General features: G+C 36.4%; 24 protein-coding genes. 20 read left to right on the forward strand and 4 right to left on the reverse strand.

All coding sequences use genetic code 11. The features are described from left to right. The first annotated feature begins 13 nt into the window (after positions 1-13). The 7 genes from NST91_RS09010 to phoU all read left to right on the forward strand — a co-directional run bounded on the left by NST91_RS09010 (position 14) and on the right by phoU (position 8,397). Positions 14-1,300: an MFS transporter gene (locus tag NST91_RS09010; RefSeq protein ID WP_341330860.1), complete on the forward strand. Its 1,287-nt coding sequence runs from the start codon at positions 14-16 to the stop codon at positions 1,298-1,300. 270 nt (positions 1,301-1,570) lie between these two features. Continuing rightward, the gene (locus tag NST91_RS09015) at positions 1,571-3,700 is read left to right on the forward strand and encodes a peptidoglycan D,D-transpeptidase FtsI family protein (protein ID WP_341330861.1); all 2,130 of its coding nucleotides are present in this window, start codon (positions 1,571-1,573) and stop codon (positions 3,698-3,700) included. Between the two features lie 201 nt (positions 3,701-3,901). Continuing rightward, positions 3,902-4,882: a PstS family phosphate ABC transporter substrate-binding protein gene (locus NST91_RS09020; RefSeq protein WP_341330862.1), complete on the forward strand. Its 981-nt coding sequence runs from the start codon at positions 3,902-3,904 to the stop codon at positions 4,880-4,882. Positions 4,883-4,990: 108 nt separating this feature from the next. Further along, on the forward strand, positions 4,991-5,929 hold the full coding sequence (gene pstC / locus NST91_RS09025) for a phosphate ABC transporter permease subunit PstC (protein WP_341330863.1): 939 nt from the start codon (positions 4,991-4,993) through the stop codon (positions 5,927-5,929). A gap of 1 nt (position 5,930) precedes the next feature. Continuing rightward, a complete protein-coding gene (pstA, locus tag NST91_RS09030) occupies positions 5,931-6,815 on the forward strand; it encodes a phosphate ABC transporter permease PstA (RefSeq protein ID WP_341330864.1) in 885 nt (294 codons plus the stop codon). 91 nt (positions 6,816-6,906) lie between these two features. Continuing rightward, on the forward strand, positions 6,907-7,713 hold the full coding sequence (pstB, locus tag NST91_RS09035) for a phosphate ABC transporter ATP-binding protein PstB (RefSeq protein WP_341330865.1): 807 nt from the start codon (positions 6,907-6,909) through the stop codon (positions 7,711-7,713). Positions 7,714-7,737: 24 nt separating this feature from the next. Then, positions 7,738-8,397: a phosphate signaling complex protein PhoU gene (phoU, locus tag NST91_RS09040; RefSeq protein ID WP_341330866.1), complete on the forward strand. Its 660-nt coding sequence runs from the start codon at positions 7,738-7,740 to the stop codon at positions 8,395-8,397. A 118-nt stretch (positions 8,398-8,515) separates the two neighbouring features. Here phoU and NST91_RS09045 read toward each other — a convergent pair whose 3' ends face one another. Continuing rightward, positions 8,516-8,875: a hypothetical protein gene (locus tag NST91_RS09045; protein ID WP_341330867.1), complete on the reverse strand. Its 360-nt coding sequence runs from the start codon at positions 8,873-8,875 to the stop codon at positions 8,516-8,518. A 192-nt stretch (positions 8,876-9,067) separates the two neighbouring features. Here NST91_RS09045 and rpmG point away from each other — a divergent pair, with 192 nt between their 5' ends. The 11 genes from rpmG (at position 9,068) to NST91_RS09100 (ending at position 20,434) form a co-directional block, all read left to right on the forward strand. Then, on the forward strand, positions 9,068-9,217 hold the full coding sequence (gene rpmG / locus NST91_RS09050; RefSeq protein WP_010678123.1) for a 50S ribosomal protein L33: 150 nt from the start codon (positions 9,068-9,070) through the stop codon (positions 9,215-9,217). Between the two features lie 69 nt (positions 9,218-9,286). Beyond that, positions 9,287-9,856, forward strand: a complete 570-nt coding sequence (locus tag NST91_RS09055) for a 5-formyltetrahydrofolate cyclo-ligase (protein ID WP_341330868.1) — start codon at positions 9,287-9,289, stop codon at positions 9,854-9,856. Beyond that, positions 9,849-10,643 (forward strand): DUF92 domain-containing protein, encoded by a 795-nt coding sequence (locus tag NST91_RS09060; protein WP_341330869.1) that lies wholly within the window; start codon positions 9,849-9,851, stop codon positions 10,641-10,643. The genes NST91_RS09055 and NST91_RS09060 overlap by 8 nt, the downstream gene beginning before the upstream one ends. Positions 10,644-10,685: 42 nt before the next feature. After that, complete coding sequence (yqgO, locus tag NST91_RS09065) at positions 10,686-10,865, forward strand: protein YqgO (protein WP_341330870.1); 180 nt, start codon at positions 10,686-10,688, stop codon at positions 10,863-10,865. Positions 10,866-11,213: 348 nt separating this feature from the next. Beyond that, entirely contained in the window at positions 11,214-12,758 is a 1,545-nt protein-coding gene (locus NST91_RS09070) for a rhomboid family intramembrane serine protease (RefSeq protein WP_341330871.1), read from the forward strand. A gap of 128 nt (positions 12,759-12,886) precedes the next feature. After that, a complete protein-coding gene (locus NST91_RS09075) occupies positions 12,887-14,356 on the forward strand; it encodes a spore germination protein (RefSeq protein ID WP_121447205.1) in 1,470 nt (489 codons plus the stop codon). 132 nt (positions 14,357-14,488) lie between these two features. Then, positions 14,489-14,701, forward strand: coding sequence for a YqgQ family protein (locus NST91_RS09080; protein WP_121447204.1), 213 nt, complete (start codon positions 14,489-14,491; stop codon positions 14,699-14,701). A 13-nt stretch (positions 14,702-14,714) separates the two neighbouring features. Beyond that, the gene (locus tag NST91_RS09085) at positions 14,715-15,674 is read left to right on the forward strand and encodes an ROK family glucokinase (RefSeq protein ID WP_341330872.1); all 960 of its coding nucleotides are present in this window, start codon (positions 14,715-14,717) and stop codon (positions 15,672-15,674) included. A 291-nt stretch (positions 15,675-15,965) separates the two neighbouring features. Continuing rightward, on the forward strand, positions 15,966-17,861 hold the full coding sequence (locus NST91_RS09090) for an LTA synthase family protein (protein ID WP_341333518.1): 1,896 nt from the start codon (positions 15,966-15,968) through the stop codon (positions 17,859-17,861). A gap of 107 nt (positions 17,862-17,968) precedes the next feature. Then, positions 17,969-19,162, forward strand: a complete 1,194-nt coding sequence (locus NST91_RS09095; protein ID WP_341330873.1) for a M14 family metallopeptidase — start codon at positions 17,969-17,971, stop codon at positions 19,160-19,162. Positions 19,163-19,306: 144 nt separating this feature from the next. After that, positions 19,307-20,434 carry a YqgU-like beta propeller domain-containing protein gene (locus tag NST91_RS09100; RefSeq protein WP_341330874.1) on the forward strand — a complete coding sequence of 376 codons (1,128 nt, stop codon included), beginning with the start codon at positions 19,307-19,309 and terminating at the stop codon, positions 20,432-20,434. A gap of 243 nt (positions 20,435-20,677) precedes the next feature. Here the strand turns inward: NST91_RS09100 and NST91_RS09105 are convergent, their stop codons facing one another. Next, positions 20,678-20,851 (reverse strand): DUF2759 family protein, encoded by a 174-nt coding sequence (locus NST91_RS09105; RefSeq protein ID WP_121447199.1) that lies wholly within the window; start codon positions 20,849-20,851, stop codon positions 20,678-20,680. A 345-nt stretch (positions 20,852-21,196) separates the two neighbouring features. Between NST91_RS09105 and NST91_RS09110 the strand changes: the two genes are divergently transcribed. Next, a complete protein-coding gene (locus tag NST91_RS09110; RefSeq protein WP_341330875.1) occupies positions 21,197-21,832 on the forward strand; it encodes an MBL fold metallo-hydrolase in 636 nt (211 codons plus the stop codon). Between the two features lie 505 nt (positions 21,833-22,337). Next, a complete protein-coding gene (locus NST91_RS09115) occupies positions 22,338-23,456 on the forward strand; it encodes a class I SAM-dependent methyltransferase (protein ID WP_341330876.1) in 1,119 nt (372 codons plus the stop codon). A gap of 26 nt (positions 23,457-23,482) precedes the next feature. Here the strand turns inward: NST91_RS09115 and NST91_RS09120 are convergent, their stop codons facing one another. After that, positions 23,483-23,725 carry a DUF2626 family protein gene (locus NST91_RS09120; RefSeq protein ID WP_121447196.1) on the reverse strand — a complete coding sequence of 81 codons (243 nt, stop codon included), beginning with the start codon at positions 23,723-23,725 and terminating at the stop codon, positions 23,483-23,485. A gap of 77 nt (positions 23,726-23,802) precedes the next feature. Continuing rightward, a complete protein-coding gene (locus NST91_RS09125) occupies positions 23,803-24,495 on the reverse strand; it encodes a helix-turn-helix domain-containing protein (protein ID WP_121447195.1) in 693 nt (230 codons plus the stop codon). Between the last annotated feature and the right edge of the window lie 150 nt (positions 24,496-24,645).

Raw genomic sequence — 24,645 nt, forward strand, 5'->3', positions numbered from 1 at the left:
GGGGAGTCAGCAAATGTTTGGTTTTAAAAAGGTATTAGGTGATGTACCCATACACAGGGACTTAATTTTGTTACTAGTGATTGGTGGGTTGTATGCATTAAGTATTGCTTTATCGAACACCTTTGTAAATGTGTACTTATGGAAGCAGTCAGGAGATTTTAAGGATTTAGGGTTATATAATTTAGCAGTCGTTGTTTTACAACCATTAACCTTTATCCTAGCAGGCAGATGGGCTAAGAAAATAGATAGAGTAATCGTGCTAAGGCTTGGAGTTTCATTCTTAGCCATTTTTTATATCACCGTTCTCTGGATTGGTGAAAATGCCTCACAGTATTTGTTAATATTAGGGGCACTACTTGGAATAGGTTATGGCTTTTACTGGTTGGCCTTTAATGTTTTAACCTTTGAAATTACAGAGCCTGAGACGCGTGACTTTTTCAACGGATTTTTAGGGTTACTTGGCTCATTTGCAGGAATGATCGGTCCCATTGCAGCGGGAATCATCATATCTTCAATGAAAAGTTTTACTGGTTACACAGTTATTTTTGGAATTTCCTTAGGTTTATTTACTGGTGCTGTTGTGCTTAGCTTCTTCTTAAAAAGGCGAAGTGCCGAAGGAGATTTTGTATTTAGGCGAATTCTAGCTGAACGGAAAAATAATTCAAACTGGAAGAACATTCTTCATGCCCACTTTTTCCAAGGAATCCGTGAGGGTACATTTGTATTTGTCATTTCAGTGTTTGTTTTTGTCGCAACAGGCAGTGAGTTGGCTTTGGGGAAATTTGGATTAATAAATTCAGGTGTATCGTTTTTGTTTTACTTCCTCGCAACGAGGTTAATCAAAAAGAAAATGCGCAAAAAGGCCATACTTCTTGGTGGATTAATGATATATCTTGCAATATTTGCGATTCTTTTTGATGTAACCTATGCAAGGTTGATTATATATGGAGTTATTATTGGAATTGCTTATCCCATCTTACTCGTTCCCTATAATTCCTTAACCTATGATGTGATTGGTAAGGGGTGGAACGCGAAAGAGATGAGAATAGAATATGTGGTAGTGAGAGAAATCTTTTTAAACTGTGGAAGAATACTTTCGATTATTCTTTTCTTAATTGCAGTTACTTTCTTCGACGAAAAACAAAGCATTCCAATGCTTCTAGCAATTGTCGGGGCGGGACATATACTTCTTTATATTCCAATCCGACGTATCAAAACACCTGACGCTGCTGGTCCCGTCCAATCAAAATCTGGTGCGAATCGCAAGTTAATAGAAGGTGAAGGCGGATCAACTGCTTAACTTTATTCAGCAGGTGCTGAATAAAGTTAAGTGCCTCCGGCGGATGCCTCAGATTTTCAGAGGAGGTTTCGAGCTAGCTCGGAAAATCTGGGCAGCCAATACACCAAGGTGTATTTGATTTAATATATTTAATCATGGAAAAAAACTTGAGTTTCTTTTACAATAGAAGATAAAGGCACCTAGCCTGGGTTAGGTGTCTTTTTTATTCATAAGAATAGTACGTAAAGATAAAATTAGAAATAAGCAAATAAATAAAGGTAGTTGATGTTTATGATCAAAAAGAAAAAGTCACATGTTCCATTTCGTTTAAATATGTTATTTTTTGCTGTCTTTTTGCTATTTTCAGCCTTAATCCTACGACTTGGGGTTGTGCAGATAGTACATGGTGAGAAATTTCAAAAGGAAGTAGAAAAAACAGAAAATGAAATTGTAAATCTTCCTGTTCCACGAGGTAAGATTTACGACAAAAATGGAAATGTCATCGTGGATAATAAGGCGTTAAATGCAATCACATATACACGTGCACGAGGGACTAAGCAAGAAGAAGTATTAGAAGTGGCAGAAACCCTTGCAACGTTTATTGACATGAAGACGGATAAAGTAACAGAACGTGATTTGAAAGATTTTTGGATGCTTAAAAACCCAGATGAAGCAAATGCATTGGTCGAAGAAGAAATGAACAAAGTGGAAGCTGGCGAGTTAGAATTATCCAGTAAAGACATCTATAAGCTCCAAATCGAACGAATCACGGAAGAAGATCTTAAACAGATCACAGGAGCAGAGCTAGAGGTTGCAGCAATTTTCCGTGAAATGACTAAGGGCTATGCACTAGTCCCACAGATCGTAAAGAATGAAAATGTAACACCAGAAGAATATGCTGTAGTCAGTGAAAATCTCGAGCATTTGCCAGGTGTCAACACTACAACTGACTGGATTCGTGATTATAAATTTGATAACACATTAAAATCCATTCTTGGCCGAATTTCTGATACAGATGAAGGGCTACCAGGTGATAAGCTTGATTATTACTTAGCTCGAGGGTATAACCGGAATGATCGTGTTGGTTTAAGCTATTTAGAAGCACAATATGAATCTGTATTACATGGCCAAAAGGCAAAAGTTGAAAATATTATTAAGGGTAATGCCGTACAGGAAACAATCATGATTTCAGAAGGGCAAAGAGGTAGTGATCTTGTTTTAACAATCGATATGGAGCTTCAACAAGCAGTTGAACAAATTATCGAAGAACAAATGTTGGTTCACAAACAAATGAAGGGTACACAATATCTAGACCGCGCATTTGTAGTCATGATGAATCCAAAAACCGGTGAAATTCTAAGTATGGCTGGAAAGGTCTATACAAGAGGAAAAGATGGCAAAATGGGATTTCAGGACTATGCCCTAGGTACAATGAATGCAGCTTATGAAATGGGATCAGCTGTTAAGGGAGCTACTATGTTAACAGGCTATGATACAGGTGTCATAGATATCGGTTCTATGTATTATGATTCCCCAATGAAAATTGGTAAAGAAGGATCACTTAAAGCATCATGGAAGAATTTAGGGCCTACTAATGATTTAAAAGCACTAGAATTGTCATCTAACGTATATATGTTTAAGTTATTTCTTGAATTAGCGGGTGGAAATTATGTGTATGGCCAACCCATTTCTATTGATACCGATGCATTTCGTACTGTAAGAAATTATTTTAGTCAGTTTGGTTTGGGAGTGAAAACGGGAATTGACTTACCTGGTGAAGCAACTGGATATCCCGGGCCAGATCTTACTCCTGGTCTATTAATGGACTTAGGAATTGGACAATATGACACTTATACAACGTTGCAATTAGCGCAATATGTGTCTACGATTGCAAACGACGGTTATAGAATGCAACCAAAGATCGTTAGACAAATTCATCAACCAACCATGGAAGATAATGAATTAGGTCCAATTCAAGAACCTTTCGAACCAACTGTCATGAACAAGGTTGACATAGACATGAAATATATTGAAAGAGTCCAACAAGGATTTAAATTAGTTTTTCAAGGATCAAGTGGAACAGCTCGAAGCGCATTTTCAGGTAAACCTTATGACGCTGCTGGTAAAACCGGTTCAGCTCAATCGTTCATTAAAGGTGTAGAAGCAGTAAATAGTACACTTGTCGGATATGCTCCATTTAATAACCCTGAGGTAGCATTTGCTGTAGTATTACCTTACGCATATTATGGAAATACATCACATAATATGAACCTTAAAGTTGGAGAAGCCATTTTAGATAAATACTTTGAACTGAAAGAAAAGCGAGCTACAGAGTCTCAACAAAAAAATTCCGAGGGAACAGATTCTACAGCAGACGAAGAAACATCTACTGATGAAGATGATGCACAGGGAAATGAATAAGAATGAAGAAAGCCTAACAATATCGTTAGGCTTTTTTCTATGAGTCGTAAATGCAAACTCGGGACAATAATAGGGGGATTTCATCATTCCCCCAAAATTTACATAACCTTTACATTCAATTCACACGAGATTAATAGAGTACGATTATTCTAAGTTTGTAAGACAAAGCAAAACAAACTTACTCTTAGGGGGAATTAAGGAATGAAACGCTTGAAGTTTTTAGGTTTAGCAATGATTACAATCACAATGCTAGTATTAGCTGCATGTGGTAACGAAAGCAGTACTGGAAATAGTGAAACGGAAAACAAAAACGAAAGCGCAAGTGCTGAATTAGAGGGCAGTGTTGTAATTGATGGATCTGGAACAGTTTATCCTTTCATGTCAAAGATGGCAGAAAATTATATGACGAATGAGCAAGAAAATGTGTCGGTTGAAGTAAGTCGCGCTGGAACAAGCGCTGGTTTTAAAAAGTTTTTAGTTGAAGAAGGCGGAACAGATTTCAACGATGCATCTCGTCAAATTAAAGACGAGGAAGCAGCAACTGCCGAAGATTTAGGAATTGAAGTAAAAGAATTAAAGGTCGCTCTTGATGGTTTAACATTTGTTGTACATCCTGATAACGATTGGGCTGAAGAATTAACTCAACAAGAAGTAATTGATATTTTCTTAGCAAGTGCTGGTAAGAAGAATTGGTCAGATGTACGTTCAGATTTTCCAAATGAGCCGATCAAAACGTACGGTCCTAACGAAAACCACGGTACGTATGAATTTTTCTGGGAAAACATTTTAGACGAGCAAGACTTAGTAGCTGAAGCAAATCTTCAACAAGAATACTCTACGTTAGTAGACTTAGTTTCTAAAGATAAAAATGCCATTGCATTCTTCGGATACGGTTATGCAGTCAATAATAAAGACAAAGTTAAAATTGTAAAAATTGATTTTGGTAACGGTCCTGTTGAACCTAACCTAGATACAATCAGTGAAGATGGCGAATATGCTCCATTCACAAGACCCGTATTTACTTATCTAAATGTCAATATGGCGAAAGAAAAGGCACAAGTATTAGACTATGCAATTTATACAATGGAAAATGCTGCTGAAGTAGCTTCGGAAACTGGATTTGCTCCACTTCCAGAAGAAGAATTAAATGCAGTCGTTACAGAATTAGAAGGTTTAAAATAAGAAAAGTTCTGAAGGTGAGAGCAATCTTTGCTTCTCATCTTCTACCTAATTATAGATAGAAAAAATTTGGTCTTTAATAATGATGAAATGGATCGAAGGGAGCTTATCATGAAGGAAGGTTCTAAAGTGAATGTGCGTGAGATGATTGCCAAAAATAAAAGAGCAAAAAGCTTAAACACTATTATAGAGAAAGTCATTCCAAAAGGCTTGCTCTTCATTGCGATTATCTCGATTTTAACAACAGTTGGTATTGTACTTACACTTCTTTTTGAAACATTTGAGTTTTTTAAACGCGTACCAATTCTTGACTTCTTTACAGGTACCGTATTAAAACCCCTTGGCGATAATGCCGAATTTGGGGTATTACCTCTACTAACAGGAACGATTATTTCATCGACTATAGCAATGCTTGTCGCAATACCTGTCGGAATGATGTCAGCAATTTATTTAAGTGAATATGCATCCGAACGAGTAAGGAAAATTTTAAAACCGATTCTTGAAATTCTTGCGGGGATTCCGACCATTGTATATGGTTTCTTTGCTTTAACGTTCGTAACACCTCTATTACAATCTATTATTCCTGGTCTTGAACCGACCAATATCCTCAGTCCGGGCATCGTAATGGGAATTATGATCATTCCTATGGTCGCATCGCTTTCAGAGGATGCAATGAGTTCTGTACCCAATTCTATTAGAGAAGGTGCGCTTGGTCTAGGCTCAACAAAGCTTGAAGTAACGTGGAAGGTTGTTATTCCTGCAGCAATGTCTGGAATTATTGCATCATTCGTTCTTGGTATATCTAGAGCAATTGGCGAAACCATGATTGTTACACTTGCTAGTGGAAGTTCCAAGAACTTTACTTTTGATGTTACCCAATCAATGCAAACAATGACCTCTTATATTGTTGAAGTAAACAGTGGAGATGCACCTGCGGGCTCAACCTTATATTATAGTTTATACGCTGTAGCTATTACACTATTCGTGTTCACATTAGTAATGAACTTACTTGCACAATATATTTCTCGCAAGTTTAAGGAGGAATATTAAAATGAAATATGTAAATGAAGCACAGGTTCAAAAGAAACTTAATTCTCGACTTTTTACAAACAATATAGCAAAATCACTTTTCTTTTTATCAACTTTGTTTGGTTTAGTTGTTCTCGTTATTCTTTTTTACCGAGTCATATCTCAAAGTCTTGGCTGGATTGATCTGCAATTTCTAACTAGTAAGCTTTCGACTGTTGCTGAGAACGCTGGAATTATGGGTGCCCTCCTAGGGACTCTGTGGTTAATGCTTGTTGTTGCACCTATAACACTTTTCCTGGGTGTTGGTACAGCTATTTATCTCGAAGAATATGCAAAAAAAGGACGTCTACAACGGTTTATTCAAACAAATATCTCAAATCTTGCAGGTGTTCCGTCAATTGTATTTGGTATATTAGGTCTTACCATTTTTGTTCGCGGTTTTGGATTAGGCAATATCGTGTTAGCTGGTGGGCTTACAATGTCGTTACTGGTACTTCCAATCGTAGTAGTTGCTAGTCAAGAAGCAATCCGAGCAGTACCGAGTTATTTGAGAGAAGCATCTTATGGAATGGGAGCTACTAAATGGCAAACGATAAAAAATGTAGTTTTACCAACTTCATTACCTGGAATTCTTACAGGGGTTATTTTGGCACTTTCTAGAGCAGTTGGAGAAACAGCTCCACTTGTAGTAATAGGAATTCCAGCCTTATTAATTCCATTTCCTGATAGTATTTTTGATAAATTTACTGTGTTGCCAATGCAAATCTATTATTGGACTCTCGATTCTGCACTAGTCGCTGAATACGCAAATCTAGGAGCCGCAACTATTGTCATTTTATTAATCGTATTATTCTTAATGAATTCAATAGCCATCATAATTCGAAATAAGTTCCAAAGAAAATATTAATTTTTTACAAGTGAAAACAACAGGTATTAATAACAGGCGCGATTTGGTCAATACGCATTTGATTCTACTTTGAAGGGGAGAAACTCAAATTATGACATTACAAGTAATGACTAATAATTATATAAATCCAGATCAGACAGATCAAAAAATTGTTTATAATACAAAAGATTTAAACCTATGGTATGGGGAAGATCATGCCCTTAAAAATATTAATTTTCCAATCTATGAAAACGAGGTAACAGCAATTATTGGGCCGTCTGGATGTGGAAAATCAACTTATATTAAAACCTTAAATCGTATGGTTGAACTCGTTCCGATTGTTCGCATTTCAGGAGAAATTTTATACAGAGGAAAGAATATTTTCGATAAAACATATAAGGAAGAAGAACTCAGAACTCGAGTAGGGATGGTTTTCCAAAAGCCGAATCCTTTTCCAAAATCAATTTATGACAATATAGCTTATGGACCTCGTATTCATGGGATTCGAAACAAAAAGGTCTTAGATGAGATTGTTGAAAAAAGTTTACGTGGTGCAGCTATTTGGGATGAGGTGAAAGACCGACTTCATGAAAATGCTTATGGTCTTTCAGGCGGACAGCAACAAAGAATCTGTATTGCAAGATGCTTGGCAATTGAACCTGACGTGATTTTAATGGATGAGCCGACTTCCGCTCTTGATCCAATTTCGACATTAAAAATTGAGGAACTTGTTCAAGAACTTAAGCAAAACTTCAGTATTATCATTGTTACTCATAATATGCAACAGGCTGCACGTATTTCAGATCGAACCGCCTTTTTCCTAAGTGGAGAAGTTATTGAGTATGAAAAAACAGATAAAATGTTTTCAAATCCATCCGACAAGCGCACAGAAGATTACATCACTGGCAGATTTGGATAATAATGAATAAGAGGGGTGTAAGTCATGGCGATACGTACGACATTAGATAAGGATTTGGATCGTCTTAAAGAATTATTGGTTGAAATGGTCAACCTATCGAAAACAGCAGTTGAAAAATCAGTACAATCACTCGCACACCAAGATATTAAATTGGCTGAACAAATTATTCAAGATGACCAAAAAATAAATGAGCTTGAAGAACAAATTGATAATATTATCATTCAATTAATCGCACAACAACAACCAGTTGCTTCTGATCTACGTGCTATCATTGCCGGCTTGAAAATCTCAAGTGATATTGAAAGAATCGGAGATCTAGCCGTAAATATTGCAAAATCGATTATCCATATTGGAGATGGACCGCTCATAAAACCAATTGTTGATATCCCCAAAATGGCTGAAAAAGCTTTAGACATGTTAAACAACGTAATCAAAGCATATATCGAAAAAGACATCAATTTAGCTATTCAAACAGCTAAAGCAGATGATGAGGTTGATGAGTTATACGGAAAAATCATTAAAGAACTATTGAAGTTAATGCCAAACAATCCCAATTCAATTAACCAAATTACACAATTAGCTTTTATCAGTCGCCATTTCGAAAGAGTAGCAGACCACACAACTAATATGGCTGAACACATTATCTATATGGTTAAAGCTAAAAAAGTCGATTTAAATGCCTAAAAAAACTCAAGCCTATCTCGGCTTGAGTTTTAATTTGTCGTTAAATAGTAAACAAGACCATATACAATTGTAGAAAAAATAATACCAATTGCGATTCCCCGTAACAAATATTTATCCATTATATGAGCCCCATTTGCTTTGCTTGTTCAAGAATGAGTCGAACTTCTTCAACTGGTAAATTTGTTTTTGTTCCGATTTCCTCATAGCTTAAGCCTTTATCATGAAGGGATAAAATGGTGGAGTTTGATAAAGACATAACACTTGTTTGAGATGGTCCCGTTTCATAATCGATGTCATTGGTTAGAAGCTCTTCTTCAAGTACTTTTATTTTTTTCTTTAAAAGGTATGTTTCTTGAACCATCGAAAGGGAAAGTTGATCCAATTCTTCTTGCACCATTTTAACTCTGTCCTTTCCATAGAAAGAAACGACAAGAAGAAGGATTGCGATGGCTAATAAGATAATAATAGCGTATTCCATACTGTCACTCCATTCCATACTCTATCTTATCGTAACTTGTTTAGGTGGACAATACTAGTACGTTCACTGAATTGTATTTTGAAATAGTAATTAAATTTACTTTGTCCCAAAAATAGGACTGGAATTTTGGGAAGTTAAGTGGTATGATAGGTAAGTCTGATTAAAGCTTTATATGTTTGGAGGGAAATGAAGATGCGTGTTAAAATCACTTTAGCTTGTACTGAAACTGGTGATCGTAATTATATTACAACTAAAAATAAGCGAAACAACCCTGACCGTCTTGAACTTAAGAAATATTGCCCAAGACTAAAAAAGGTTACTCTACACCGCGAAACAAAGTAACAGTAGGAAAGCAATTTCCTGCTGTTTTTTTATATTATATAAAGTAATTAATGGAGAGGAGCGAATAAGTTGAAGCGGAAACAAGAATTGAGAAAAGAGATGAAGGAAACATTGCGTTCAGTTGATAAAGATACTTTAGACAAGTGGTCTAAGGAGATTACTGATCATGTTCTCACTTTACCTGAATGGGTGAATGCAAATACGATAGGAATCACCATTTCAGGGGAGTATGAGGTCAACTCTAAATATCTAATTGAAAAAGCGTGGGAATTAAATAAACGAGTGGCTGTACCAAAATGCCATCCAAAAACAAAAAACATGACATTCCGTGAAATTACATCCTATTCTCAATTAGAAGTAGTCTATTATGGCCTCCAGGAACCAATTGAGGAACAAACAACTGTCGTTTTACATAATGAAATCGATCTATTATTTGTGCCAGGCCTTAGTTTTGTAACAAATGGATACAGATTAGGTCATGGTGGAGGTTATTATGATCGGTATTTAGCTCAATACCAAGGAGTTACAATGTCTTTAGCATTCCCTGTACAGGTTTTAGACGAAATACCTGTCGAGTCTTTTGATATTCCGGTCCAAAAAATTGCAACAAATACAGGGATAATTAAAACAAATGGCTAATCTTCTTCTCCAAATCATTGCCTCCATAGTTGTAGCAATATTGGGATATAAATTTAAATCATTAACATTAAGTGGAGCAGTAGGAACAATTCTTGTTGGTAGCGCAGTGTCGATAGGTTTTGGTTATCGGGGCTTGCTTTTATTAGGAGTCTTTTTTGCGAGCTCAAGCTTATGGAGTAAAATCAAAGTAAGAAATAAAACCAATCTCAAAAATAAGGTTGCTAAAGGAGAACAGAGGGATATTGTTCAAGTTTTTGCGAACGGTAGTGTCGCTGGGGTTACAAGCCTAATGTTTGCTATCACTGACTCTCTCTTCTGGCTTATCTTCTTTGTTGGTTCAATCGCAGCAGCGAACGCAGATACGTGGGCTTCGGAAATTGGAACACTAAGTAAAAAGAAGCCAATCTTACTAACAAAATGGAAGCGGGTTGATACAGGGACATCCGGAGCAGTTTCTGTTTTAGGAACTTTTGCAGGCTTTTTTGGTTCATTACTTATTAGTTTTATTTCATTTTTAGTGTGGCCAGAGCTTTCATTTTTTCTGTTTCTTGGACTGACCCTGATCGGCTTTTGCGGCAATCTAATTGATACGATTTTGGGAGCGAGTATTCAAGTTGTTTATAAATGTCCTGTATGTGGAATGGAGACAGAGAAAAAGTTCCATTGCGAAAAAGAAACGACGTATTTTAAAGGCTTGCGGATTTGCGATAATGATGTTGTGAACTTTTTATCAATCCTTCTGGCATCAGGATTTGGGACATATTTCTTTTTTCTTTTACTAGGATAAAATGAAAGCGATAATCAAAAAGTATAACTAGGAGGGATGAATATGTTAAGTTTATTGACCCGAATAGCTATTCTTTTTGGTGGGATATATGCAGTCTATAGGTACCGATATCGCATATTTAATCGCGTTTTCGGCAATGCTGCAGTTCGTAGGATTGCTATTAGTACCTCGATGAAAATCCCATTTATTCGTAACAAAATGATACAAACAGCCTTCCGATAAAGATAAATCAAATACGCCTTGGCGTATTTGCACCCAGGTTTTTAGGCTTACATGAGTTGGGTCACATAGACGTTGCCACAGGAAGTGGCGTTCTTAGTCTTTGATCCTATGCTCGAAAAGAACCTTTAAAAAATCTGTGGCGTCTGCCGGAAGTTTAACTTTATTCAGTCGTAGTTAGAACGACTATACTTCTAACTTCATTACTGATAATGTTGAGCTTTGCTGAATAAAGTGAACCTGTTGATTAACTTTCAACAGGTTTTTTCAATTTCGAAACAGAAATTTGGTAACGGAAATAGAAAAACGTTTATAATAAATATAATACCCATTGGAAGAGGGGGGGATAAGGTGTTCAAGCAAGATTATCTTTTTTGGAAAATCATACAGGGGCTTCAGGAAGAAGGCGGTTATCGTATTCTCCAACTATCTAAATCAAATAATGAAATTTGGTTAGAAACGATGCAGAAGAACAAGCCAAGAATAATTCGCATTCTGCGTCATGATTTAGATTGGAGCAATTGGATGCAGCGGGATATGGAGCTCACCGCTCAGCGATTGGAACAGCTTAGAAAACGTCTATTTGCCCGGAAATTAAAAGCTCTTAATATTTACATCACGACATACCCACCAGTTGATGACTGGAGATTTCGGTTAGAACAACCACTTCATGCAGGTGCAAAAGGCTTAACTACATTACGAACTGTTTTAATTAATTCTGAACATAAAGAAACAGGACTAAGGGAAATCTCAACACTAGTTCATACCGAATTTACAATCGATGACTCTATTTATATCGATCTTGAAACAGTTGAGAATATTAAGCATGAGGTTATTAAGGTTGCGAATAAACGAATATCGAGTGAAAAACAAATTTTCCAAAATGGAAAACCTTTTTTTACATATATTCTGATTGCGATACAATTAGTTATGTTTGCCATTTTAGAATTTAATGGTGGAAGTACAAACACAGAAACCTTGCTTAAATACGGGGCAAAGGAAAACTTCCGCATTTTAAATGGTGAATGGTGGCGTTTTTTCACGCCAATGATTTTACATATTGGATTTCTTCATCTCCTAATGAATACCTTTGCGTTGTATTATTTGGGATCAGAGGTAGAGCGACTATACGGGAAAATAAGGTTTTTATGGATTTATGTTTTTGCCGGTTTTATAGGAAGTCTTGCAAGCTTTGTTTTTAACGCAAATATTTCTGCTGGGGCTTCTGGGGCTATTTTTGGATGCTTTGGTGCATTATTATTTTTTGGTGCTGCTTATCCGTCTTTGTTTTTTAGAACGATGGGCCCAAATGTAATTGGTATTATTATCATAAACCTTGTCCTTGGATTTATGATTCCGGGTATTGATAATTCAGGGCATATTGGAGGCTTGGTTGGGGGATTTTTAGCAGCGAGTATTGTTCATTTGCCAAAACGTAAAGAATTTGCGAAACGAGTAGGTGGGCTTGTCGTAACATTGGCGACTGTAGGTACACTTATTTATGTAGGATATGTGATTCAGCCACACTCTGATAACCCACGATTTGTCGTGCAAACAGCTCAGGAATATATACAAGCGAATGAGATTCATAAGGCGTATGAGATGCTTAAGAGTGCAGAGGAAAATGGAACTGACACACCAGAAGTTTACTTTTATCTTTCTTATACTGAAATTAAGCTTGGAAAACTTGAAGATGCTCGGGATCATTTACAAATCGTCACTCAAAAGGCACCAGATATCTCAGAAGCACATTATAATCTAGCTCTTATATATGTTCAGTTGCAAGAATTTGAAAATGCAAAAAATGCAGCGGAACAGGCTGTTGAAATTGACCCGGAAAATGAAAACTATCAAGACCTTATCAATGAAATAAATAACATGGAAGATTCAATGTAAAGTGTCTCAAATGAGGCACTTTTCTATATTTGTCCTGAATAAGTATTATTTTCCAATTTTACGTCAAAGATGGATTAGTAGCCTACGAAAGCAAACTAGAGGTCTTTTGTGTGATTGGAGTGATACTCATGGGAAATGAAAATAAAGAGCCAAAACATCCGGTCTCATCGAATTTAGAAGAAAATCGAAGTTATTTAAAAGAAGCCCTTGGTGTTGACAAAAGCTTTGATGTAATCCAAATTGATGTCGAATATGCCGGCAAAGACATGTCAATGTTTTTAATTGATGGCCTTATTAAAGATGATATTTTGCATTTATTGCAAAAGTTTCTTGCTAAACAAGACGAGAGTACTTTAAAAATAGATGGATTAGAAAAACTACTGAAGACGTATATTCCATATGTAGAAGTGGAAAGCACAGACGACCTAGATAAGGTTGTTGACATGGTCCTTGCGGGTCCAACTGCTCTAGTCATAGAAGGCATTGATAAGGTTATTTTAATAGATGCTAGAACCTATCCTGTAAGGGGGCCTGAGGAACCTGACACAGAACGAGTTGTAAGAGGGTCAAGGGATGGCTACGTCGAGACGGTTGTCTTTAATACTGCATTAACGAGAAGAAGAGTTCGGGATAAATCCCTCCGGATGGAATATATGCAGGTGGGAAGACGTTCAAAGACAGATATCGTGATCAGTTATATTGAAGATATTGCTGATCCTGATCACGTTAAAGAAGTTAAAGATGCCATTTCAAAGATTGATACTGATGGTTTGCCAATGGGTGAAAAGACCATTGAGGAATATATATCAGGACGACATTATAATCCATATCCGGTTGTAAGATATACGGAAAGGCCAGATACCGCAGCTGCACATCTATTCGAGGGTCATATTATCATCATGGTTGATGGTTCACCAAGTGTTCTTATCACCCCAACCACATTTTGGCATCATATGCAGCATGCCGAGGAATATCGTAACAGCCCCGTAACTGGGCTATACTTGCGCTTGGTTCGCTATTTTGGTGTATGGGCATCACTGTTTTTGTTACCATTATGGTATTTGTTTGCTGTTCATCCTGAGCTATTGCCAGATAATCTTAAATTTATTGGTCCAAATGATGATGGCAGATTACCATTAATATTACAGTTCTTTTTAATTGAAATTGGAATCGATCTGTTGAGAATGGCAGCCATTCACACTCCAACTGCCCTTGCAACGGCACTAGGGCTTGTCGCAGCCATGTTGATCGGACAGGTGGCAGTTGAAGTTGGTTTATTTACAAATGAGGTTATTTTGTACCTTGCAATTGCAGCCATAGGAACCTTCTCAACACCAAGCTATGAGATGAGCCTTGCGAACCGCTTAGCCAGACTATTTTTCTTATTAACGACCAGCATATTTGGAGTAATTGGATTTGTCGTAGGAATTACACTATGGATTCTCTACTTAGCACGAATGAAATCATTTAATGTTCCATATTTATGGCCGTTTATTCCATTTTCCTTCAAAGGATTTAAGGATGTTTTATTCCGTGCTCCTATTCCATTAAAAAGAAATAGACCGAAAATATTACATCCAAAAGACCCAGATAAATAAATTTCTTTAGGAGTGCTCTTTTTAAAAGGAAGCACTCCTTTTACATTTTTATGGACTTTCATGAGAAAGACTTGCGTGTTTCTATTTTTTTAAATAAGCTAGTATATATTGTGGAATGCAGAAGGTGAGAAAGTGAAAACAATTTATGATATTCAACAATTTCTAAAAAAATTTGGCACGATCATTTATGTTGGTGACAGAGTTGCTGACCTGGAATTAATGGAAACTGAAATACAAGAGCTTTACAATTCACAGCTCATTGAAACAAAGGATTATCAATCAGCTATTTTTCTACTCCGCCAAGAAATTGTCCGGGAAACCGAAAAAAGAGCGAAAAACAAATAAAGGAATGGACGATATGGAAAAATTATTAATTGGTATCGATTTAGGTGGTACAACTGTCAAACTTGCCTTTATCACACAAGAAGGTGAAATTGTTACAAAATGGGAAATTCCAACGGATAAATCTGGAGCAAAAATTATCCCGGATATTGCAAAAGCAATTGAAGCAAAAATGGTAGAACTTAAGCTTTCAAAAGAACAATTCGCTGGTGTAGGAATGGGTGCCCCTGGGCCAGTTCATTTTGAAGACGGCGTTATCTATAAAGCAACCAATCTCGGATGGAGAGAGATGTATCCTCTAAAAGCAGAGCTTGAAGAAAAAATTGGGTTGCCGGCAGTTATCGATAACGATGCAAACGTTGCTGCTATCGGTGAAATGTGGAAGGGTGCAGGTGCAGGCGCAAAGGACTTACTTTGTGTAACGTTAGGAACAGGTGTCGGTGGAGGCATTATCTCTAATGGTCATGTAGTTCGAGGAGCCAATGGGGCAGGTGGAGAAATTGGCCATATCACTTCCTTGGTTGATGGTGGTGCTTTATGTGGCTGTGGAAAAACGGGCTGTATCGAAACAATAGCATCTGCTACTGGTATCGCACGTTTGGCAACTGAGGCCCTTCAGGGTGGAAACGACTCAAGTGTTCTTCGAGAACAATTTGAACAAACTGGAAAAGTCACCTCAAAGGATGTTTTTGATGCAGCAGGCAAAGGGGACCATCTAGCCCAGGAAATCATTGACAATGTAACATTTCACCTTGGCTTAGCTTTAAGTCATGTCGCTAATGGACTAAACCCAGAAAAAATCGTTATTGGTGGCGGTGTCTCAAAAGCAGGTGAGCAATTACTGCTTCCATTAAGAAAGCAGTTTAAGCGTTTTGCTTTTTCAAGGGTAGCCGAAGCTGCTGAAATAGCCATTGCCACATTAGGAAACGATGCGGGTGTAATAGGTGCAGCTTATTTGGCTAAAAACAACCAATAAATAGGAAAAAGAGATTTCACAATGAAATCTCTTTTTTTACATTTTTGTTAGAATATTTAAAAGATTGTTACTTTTGGTTACTATGAAACTTTCTAGTCAACTAATCGTCTTATATGTATATACATAATGTACATCTATATGATTCTATAAAATTTAGTTGTTTAGATGATTGATTTTTAGTCAAAAAAGTATTAAGATTATCTTTAGATTTTTCTAAATTACCTAAAAATGGAAGTAAGAACATTAATCTTTGGTGCTCCGTGGTCTTGAAAACAAGGAGGTATATTGATGATTAAGTCATCAACTTTATCCAAATCAAAGTTCATCTTTTTAGCTGCATTTATGCTTTGGATAAAAACATACATCGTATATAAAACTAGCTTTGATATAAAAATAGAAAACTTGATGCAAGAGTTTATTTTACTGATAAACCCATTGAGTTTTTTGTTGCTGTTCTTTGGTATTTCTTTCTTTATTAAGGATAAGCATCGTACTAAGTTCATTATATTTGCTAGTTTACTATCTTCATTTGTGTTATTTGCGAATGTTGTATTTTACAGATTCTTCAATGACTTTTTGACTCTTCCTGTTCTTTTTCAAACAAGTAACATGGGGGATTTAGGAACCAGTATTACAGGAAATTTAAAGGCAACAGATCCACTCCTTTTCATTGATGTAGTTATTCTAATTTTGATCAATAAATATAAACCAAGTTTTACTGCTGCTGAAGTTATCACGAAAAAGGAAAGAAGATCCTATTTCATCCTTGTTGCAGCTATCTTCTTTTTTAATCTTGGATTAGCAGAAGCTCAGAGACCACAGTTATTGACAAGAACCTTTGATCGTGAAATGTTAGTGAAGAATATCGGGACATACAACTATCAAATTTATGATATTGTCCTACAATCAAAATCTTCCGCCCAACGAGCTTTGGCCGACAGCAGTTCATTTATTGGAATCGAAAACTATTTAAAAGCAAATCAAAAGGAACCAAGCGATAAATTTGGTATTGCACAAGGAAAGAATGTCGTCGTAATTTCAATGGAATCACTTCAAAACTTCGTCATTAATGAAACCATTGATGGGGAAGAAATTACGCCATTCCTAAATGATTTTATAAAAGAAAGTTATTACTTTGACAATTTTTATCATCAAACAGGTCAAGGAAAGACATCAGATTCAGAGTTTTTATTGGAAAATTCATTATATCCACTTGGACGCGGAGCCGTTTTCTTTACCCATGCTAATAATGAATTTACAGCAACTCCTGAATTTATTAAGGACTATGGATATTTTTCATCAGTCTTTCATGCGAATAACAAGACTTTCTGGAATCGCGATATCATGTATGATTCTCTCGGGTATGATGAATTTTTTGATCTTGAAAGTTATGAGGTTACAGAGGAAAATTCAATTGGATGGGGCTTAAAGGATATAAATTTCTTTGAACAATCCATTGACTTATTAAAGTCACAGCCACAGCCGTATTACTCAAAATTTATTACATTAACAAACCATTTCCCTTTTGAACTTGGTGAAGAGGACAAAATGGTAAATGAATTTAATTCAAACTCAAGAACATTGAACCGTTATTTTCCAACAGTTCGCTATATGGATGAGTCCATCAAAATCTTTATCGAACGACTTAAAGAAGAAGGAATGTATGAAAATACCATATTTGTTCTTTATGGGGATCACTATGGAATTTCTGAAAACCATAATAAAGCGATGGCACAGTTTCTAGGGAAAGAAGAAATCACACCATTTGATTCAATTCAACTGCAAAAGGTACCATTAATTATTCACATTCCCGGAGTGACAGATAAGAATCCACAAGTAATTTCAACTGTATCTGGACAAATAGATTTAAAACCAACCATTTTAAATCTCCTTGGAATGGATATACGTAATGACGTTCATTTCGGTAGTGATTTATTTTCTGAAGAAAAAATACCATTGACTGTCTTACGTGATGGAAGCTTTATCACAGATAAGCATGTATTTACGAAGAATACTTGTTATGATAAAGAATCAGGTGAAGAGACAGAAATTAGCTATTGTGAGCCTTACATGGAAAAAGCAGGGCTAGAATTGGATTATTCAGATGAGATTGTCTATGGAGACCTACTCCGTTTCTATAATGGAACATCTTATCATGAACCAGTCCCTGAAGAGTTTAAAGAATAAGTAAATAAAAGCCTTGGCCCAAATGAGGGTCAAGGCTTTTCCGATGGCATGAAGTACATCCTATCGCTCATAAAATGGTAGGAGAGGATAACAAGGAGGTATTAGGTGTGAAGGTCATTGTCCGTCCAGGAGACACTTTCTGGTATTACAGTCAATTGTTTGCTATCCCTATTCATTTATTAATTGACTCAAATCTACATTTGAATATAAATAATTTGCAGGTTGGAGCAGAAGTAAAGATTCCCGGTTTTCTTTTAAAACAGCATAAGGTTGTTCAAGATGATACGTTATGGAAGTTGGCGAAATCTCGGACACTTATGGCAGATGCTTTATTTTTAGTGAATCCAGGGATAACAGCCGAAAATATACAGGTTGGCCAAATGATTCTGATTCCAGAAAGAGTGGTTCGACCAATCGTAAATGGAAATAGGGAATACGATTTTGCTGATATGGTGAGTGATATTGAGCAATTAAAGACGATTTATCCATTTCTTCAAACCCGGTCTATTGGTAAAAGTGTATTAGGTAATGATCTGCTTGAGCTTCGAATTGGTAGAGGAGAAAAGAGGGTTCATTGGAATGGGTCGTTTCATGCAAATGAATGGATTACAACAAATGTCATTATGACCTTTATAAATGATTATTTACTGGGTTTAACAAATATGGCTCCGATTAGAGGGTTTTATGTCGAGCCATTATATTTGGAAACACTCTTATCAATAGTTCCTATGGTGAATCCAGATGGTGTTAATTTGGTGCTTAATGGTCCTCCTGAACAGAAACCATATAAAGATGAAGTTGTAAAAATTAACAATGAAAGTTTTGATTTTAGAGACTGGAAAGCAAATATTCGCGGTATTGATTTAAATAACCAATTTCCAGCAAATTGGGAGGTTGAAAAAGAAAGAAAGGAACCAAAGTCGCCCGCACCTCGTGATTACCCAGGCGATGCTCCATTAACTGAGCCAGAAGTAATCGCCATTGAGAAACTAACAAGAGATGCAAACTATAATCGTGTATTAGCCTTCCATACACAAGGAGAGGTTATTTATTGGGGATATGAGGGGTTAGAGCCATTAGAGTCTGGTACCCTTGTGAATGAATTTTCAAGGGTTAGTGGATATAGAGCAGTTCGAACGATAGATAGCCATGCAGGATATAAGGATTGGTTTATTCAAGAATGGAAGAAACCAGGGTTTACTTTCGAATTGGGGGAAGGTGTTAATCCACTCCCACTTTCTCAATTTGATGAAATTTATCAGGAGACTCTCGGAGCATTTTTAGCCTCCTTGTATATGTGAAAACGTTCTCTAGAAAAGTCGGTGAAAAGGCCGGCTTTTTTCCTTGCGCTGAAACTTTTTAACGTGCATAATCGTATTATCTGTTAAGGGAACAATAGAACGTGGAACTCTATTTTAGATGCTAAAGAGGTGATTTTTGAGTTGATGAGAAATTTAATATTCTTTTTTATGTTACTTTTTCTACTAGCTGGCTGTAATTCTCATCAACATTTTGATTCAAGTGATGCGCCAAACAGTAGGAATAAGAATGTTACAAAAGGTCCTGTACCTGCAGAATTCTTTGGAGAAAATCAAGAGGTAAAGCCGCTTGATCTTAGCGGGGAAGAATTCAATAGTGTAGGTGAATGGTATGATGATGAAAGCATCCTCTATGTTACCGATGATAATGGTATTTCAACAATATATAAGTATCACTTGTTCACTGGTAAAAAGGAGCTGTTCCTCCAAACCTCTGCCCCTGTGCTGACAATGAAGGCAAATGAGGACCATTCCATGTTTTTAATACATACATCAGATTCTCAAAATATGGCGAAGTTAATGGTGGTAAACAAAGAAGGAAACGTGCAATTTGAATGGGAAATCAATTCCTTTGATTTGTTTTACAGCTGGAATCCTTATCATCCAAGTGAGGTATTTGTAACAACGTTTTTAGAGGATTGGTCGTTTCAAACCCATTTGGTGGACATTCAGTCCGAGGAAAAAACGAAATTTGAGGTCTTTCAGCCTTTTATTCAATGGGTTAGTCCCAATACAATTTCATATTTAAAATGGGACCAAAACGAATTAGATTACTTTGCACCACTTTATTCGTATCATTTAGATACAAAAACAGAAGGACTCTTATTTGAGGATATTATTTCGTTCGTTACTTTTAAAAATCTACTTGTTACATATGAATTAATTCAAGGGGAGGAGGCATTTGCAAAGGTTGGCCTTTACCACCCTGAACAGAATAAAAAGCTATATGAATTTAAAATGCCACTCTTAAGTGACTATTCAAAATGGTATATTCCTTCAGCCGATTATGCCGTCGAACAAAAGAAATTCTACTCGTTTCAACCATATTCAAATGGAGCATTTGATACGTACGGAGAAAAATTCGAATTGGTTTCCTACGACATCAGTACAAGGAAAGAAGAGGTTATCCTTGAAAAAGTAGATGATCAACCCCTTAACTTTTCTCCAAATGGTTTCTTATGTTTATATGGTTTTCAATTTGAGAAGATTATTGATATGAGGACAAAAAAAATAACAGACCTTGTAGCAAATTAAGGGAAATGAAAAAAGCCATCGTATCTGATGGCTTTTAAATCTTTTTTATTTTCGTCCAGCTTCATCGCCTAGCCCTTCGAGGCCGAGGCCACAAGCCCTCCATCGATAAGGTCAATAATCAACCTTCTCGCTGGTCGTCTTGTTCTGGTCGGGCTTTCACAGGAAGTGCGACATCGACGTTTGCCACAGGACGTGGCTGTAGTTAGTCGATGTTCCTATTTCAAGGCGATTGCGCATTTGTTATTAGTGAGCAGTTGGGAAACCATGTTTCCAGATTGTCATGATTGTGAACCAGCCTAATACTAAAAAGATTCCTGTAGAGAATAATAAGGCTAAAAGGTTCTTATCGCGTAAAGAACGTATAATACCAAATGCAGCTAAAATTACAACTAGTGAAAAGATAATCATTAGACCCATGTGACTTACCCCCTTGCTATAATCAATGTTACACTTAAAAGTGCGCCTTTACTTTTAAATATTCATTACTATTTTTCCCCATAGCATGAAAATTTACAACATCCCATCATTCAACTCATGAAAAATGTTGCTCGAAAAAGGCTGAAAACCCTTTATGTAAAGAAATAGATAGATTCAATCTATATTCTAATCGTTTTATACGTATTTGTCGAGGAGGAAAAAGTGACACTTTCAAGACAAATTACCTTTTAGTCAAAACCTTAAGTGCAATTGTTTAAGTGCTTTTTCGTTTTCAATTGATAGTGTAGAATAAAGGATAGATTAAAAAGCATCGGAGGGAAAGGTATGAAGTGGCAAAGGATTCCGTTAGGACCCTTACAAACAAACGCGTACATTTTGACCAATTCAAACAAGAAGTGCCTCATCTTTGATCCCGGTGGGGATGGACAAAGATTAAATACGATATTAAGGCAACAGGGACTTATCCCAGTTGCGGTTCTTTTAACACATGCTCATTTCGATCATATAGGTGCGATTGATGATGTAAAAGCTAATTGGGATGTTCCTGTGTATATTCACGAGAAAGAGAAGAATTGGCTGAAAGATCCTGCTTTAAATGGTTCAGCATATTTTATTCCTGGGCAAGAAATCTTATCAAAAGCAGAACCAACAATACTTCCTAAAGAAGGAAGTATTGAAATAAGTGACTTTCATTTAGAACTGTATTATACTCCAGGCCATTCACCGGGAAGTGTTTCGTATTATTACCAAGAACTTGGAGTAGTTTTTTCAGGAGATGCCTTATTCCAAGGCAGCATCGGGAGAACTGACCTACCAGGTGGAAGCCATGAACAACTACTTAGCAGTATTCATAAAAAGCTTCTCACATTACCAGAAGAAACAATTGTCCTATCTGGGCATGGACCTGAAACAACGATTGAAGCTGAAATGGACTCAAACCCGTTCTTAAATGGGTTTTAAACACTAAAACACAGAAAAGGTCTAACTCCGGTAGAGTCAGACCTTTTCTGGGGGATGTTTTTAACATTAAGAATTCCTTCCTAATGTCAAATTTGGCATAAGCCAATACTTATATATCCGTATAATGGGAGGGATATTGTAAGCTACTAAATTTACAATATAATAATATAAACACTGTGTCAATGGTGAAAAATAGTAAAAATAAATGTTCAAAAGAAGGATGAAAAGGACCGCGTCGACAACGCCACGGCCTCATGTCTTGTCAACACTAGCACATCATGTGCGTGTCGAAATTTCAAGGCGGTGCGAGCTCCCGAGTACCGGAGCGAGGCAACTGCTTGAGTTAACTTCCTTGCAGCCTTGCGCTGAGGAATGTACATCTTGAATAATCTAGTAGACGCAAGCGCATAACCAGGTTATTCACAATGTACTTGGAGCAGTTTACCCAGAAATTCAATGTGTCATTTTCGGACGACTTTTTGAACATCCTCTAAAAGGTGAGCATATGCTAGACATATTAAAAGATGCCATTCAATCATCTTTAAACAAACAGATTACATATGAACAGTATATGAATACTGTGTTATATCATGAAAATAAAGGCTATTACAAGAAAGACCAAGTAAAGGTTGGGAAAAAAGGGGATTTCATCACGAGCAGTAATATCTCCAATGTTTTTGGCAAACTGTTTGCAACCCTCTTTCATAAGCTTATTGCTCTCGAAAAAATTCCACCATATATCTGTGAAATAGGTGGTGGAAATGGTAGATTTGCAAAGGCTGTTCTTGACGAATTACAAGATTCTTTTATTGAAACCTATCAAAAAATAACCTATATAATGATAGAAACAAGTCCGTACCATCAACGTTTGCAGCGAGACATTCTACCTGTAGACAAAAAAGTGATTCAGTATCAGAGTCTTGATGAAGCAAAAAGAGATTTCCCAGTTTTTCATGGAATAGTGTTTTCAAATGAATTATTTGATGCTTTTCCGGTGAGAGTGATTGAGAAAAACGATAATACTATTTATGAGGTGAAGATCACTCTTACAGAGGAAGAGCAATTAACCGAAATTCTTGTACCACTTACGGATGAACAAATTAATAAATACTTAGATGCTAACAAAATCGTACTGACGAATGGACAAAGATTTGAAATTCCACTTCAAATGCTTTCCTACTTAGAAGAACTAACTAGTTTTCTAGGGAATGCTATTGTTTTTACGGTTGATTATGGGTATACGAATGCTGAATGGAAAGAAACAGCGAGAATAAGGGGGAGTCTTAGGGGGTACTACAATCATCAATTAATACATAACCCACTTTTGCACCCAGGGGAAATGGATTTAACAACCCATATTCATTTTGACACGCTTGTTACATATAGTTCTAAGCTAGGACTTGAATTCGTGAAGAAATGTAGACAGGATGAATTTTTATTAGAGGCGGGGATTCTTACGTTTTTACAGGATAATTTTGACCCTAACCCCTTTTCAGAAAAAAGTAAACAAAACAGAGCGATTCGTTCTCTTATAATGGATAGTGGAATGAGTGCATCCTTTCATGTTCTCATACAGCAAAAAAATGTAAAAGTATCTTGGGAAAATATCTTCCAAGGAAAATAAAAAAGCGATGTCTCCATCGCTTTTTTTTAGTGACCTCCACCAAGTGGCATCATAAATGTGGTGTAGTAAGAGAAGGCACAGAAGAAAACAGTTAAATATGCACCAAACACGTAAATGTACATTCTTTCAGACAATTTTAAATAGCTTAAAAGGACGAAAAATCCGGTTTGTGCAAAGAAAATTAGTGCTAGAACATCCATACTACCAACGTAGAACATTACTGCAAATATACCTGTCCAAAAACCTAAAACTCGGTACATACGTTCCATATGTATATTTCCCCCCCTTAGACATGATTTAACATCACTTTTATTATTATAATGTAACGATTGCACAAATGTAAACATCACTTTGCGACAATTGCGTGATAACTGCAGGAATTACAACCAAGAATGATATTTTCGGATTCCTCTAGTACCACGTCTTCAAAGAGTAAATCAAACATTCCTCTTAGAAATGCATGATGCATTCCACAAACGGCTTCGAAGTTTTCTTGAGCAATTTCTCTGAATGGACAATTATTAATCTTTAAAAAGATTTTTGTCTTATCTTTATTATGGTCTAAATCTGGATAAAAACCCGCAACTGTGGATGCCTTTTTTAAAATATCAAGCTTCTGATCAAAGGTAAGCTCATGGATTGAAACTGGGATTTGATGGTTCACTAGTTCCTCTCCGAACCTTCTGCCTGTTAGTTCAAGTGCTTGTTTTCCCACGTCCCCAAGTGTAGCCATCGTTTCTATGGCAATTTTTGAAAGCAGTTGATAATCCCGAAACGGGAAATTAATTTGAATGTGATCATCCGATAGTCGATAAAGACGACTAGGTCTGCCACCTTTTCCAGTTTTCTTTGCTTCTGAAACAAGCATATTGACATCTTCAAGCTTTGTTAGATGAAGCCTTGCTACATTCGGATGAATTTCAAATTCTTCTGCAATTTCTTGAACGGTAACATCTTTATTTTGTTTAATAATATATTGGTAAATATAATAACGGGTTGGATCTGCTAAAACGTTTGTTATTTTCAGTGTTTGTTCCACCGTCTTCACTCCTTGCGACCCTAATGATACCCCAATTATAGTACAGTTAATTACCATCAATAAGTGATTTATATCACTTGTAGGTAAAAGTTCATAAATAATCGAACATATTTTTCAAGTGAATTGGCATAACTCGCAGGTACCGGACAT

It is taken from the genome of Ferdinandcohnia sp. FSL W7-1320 (assembly GCF_038050315.1).
In the GTDB taxonomy this organism is placed as follows: Bacteria; Bacillota; Bacilli; order Bacillales; family Bacillaceae_L; genus Ferdinandcohnia; species Ferdinandcohnia aciditolerans.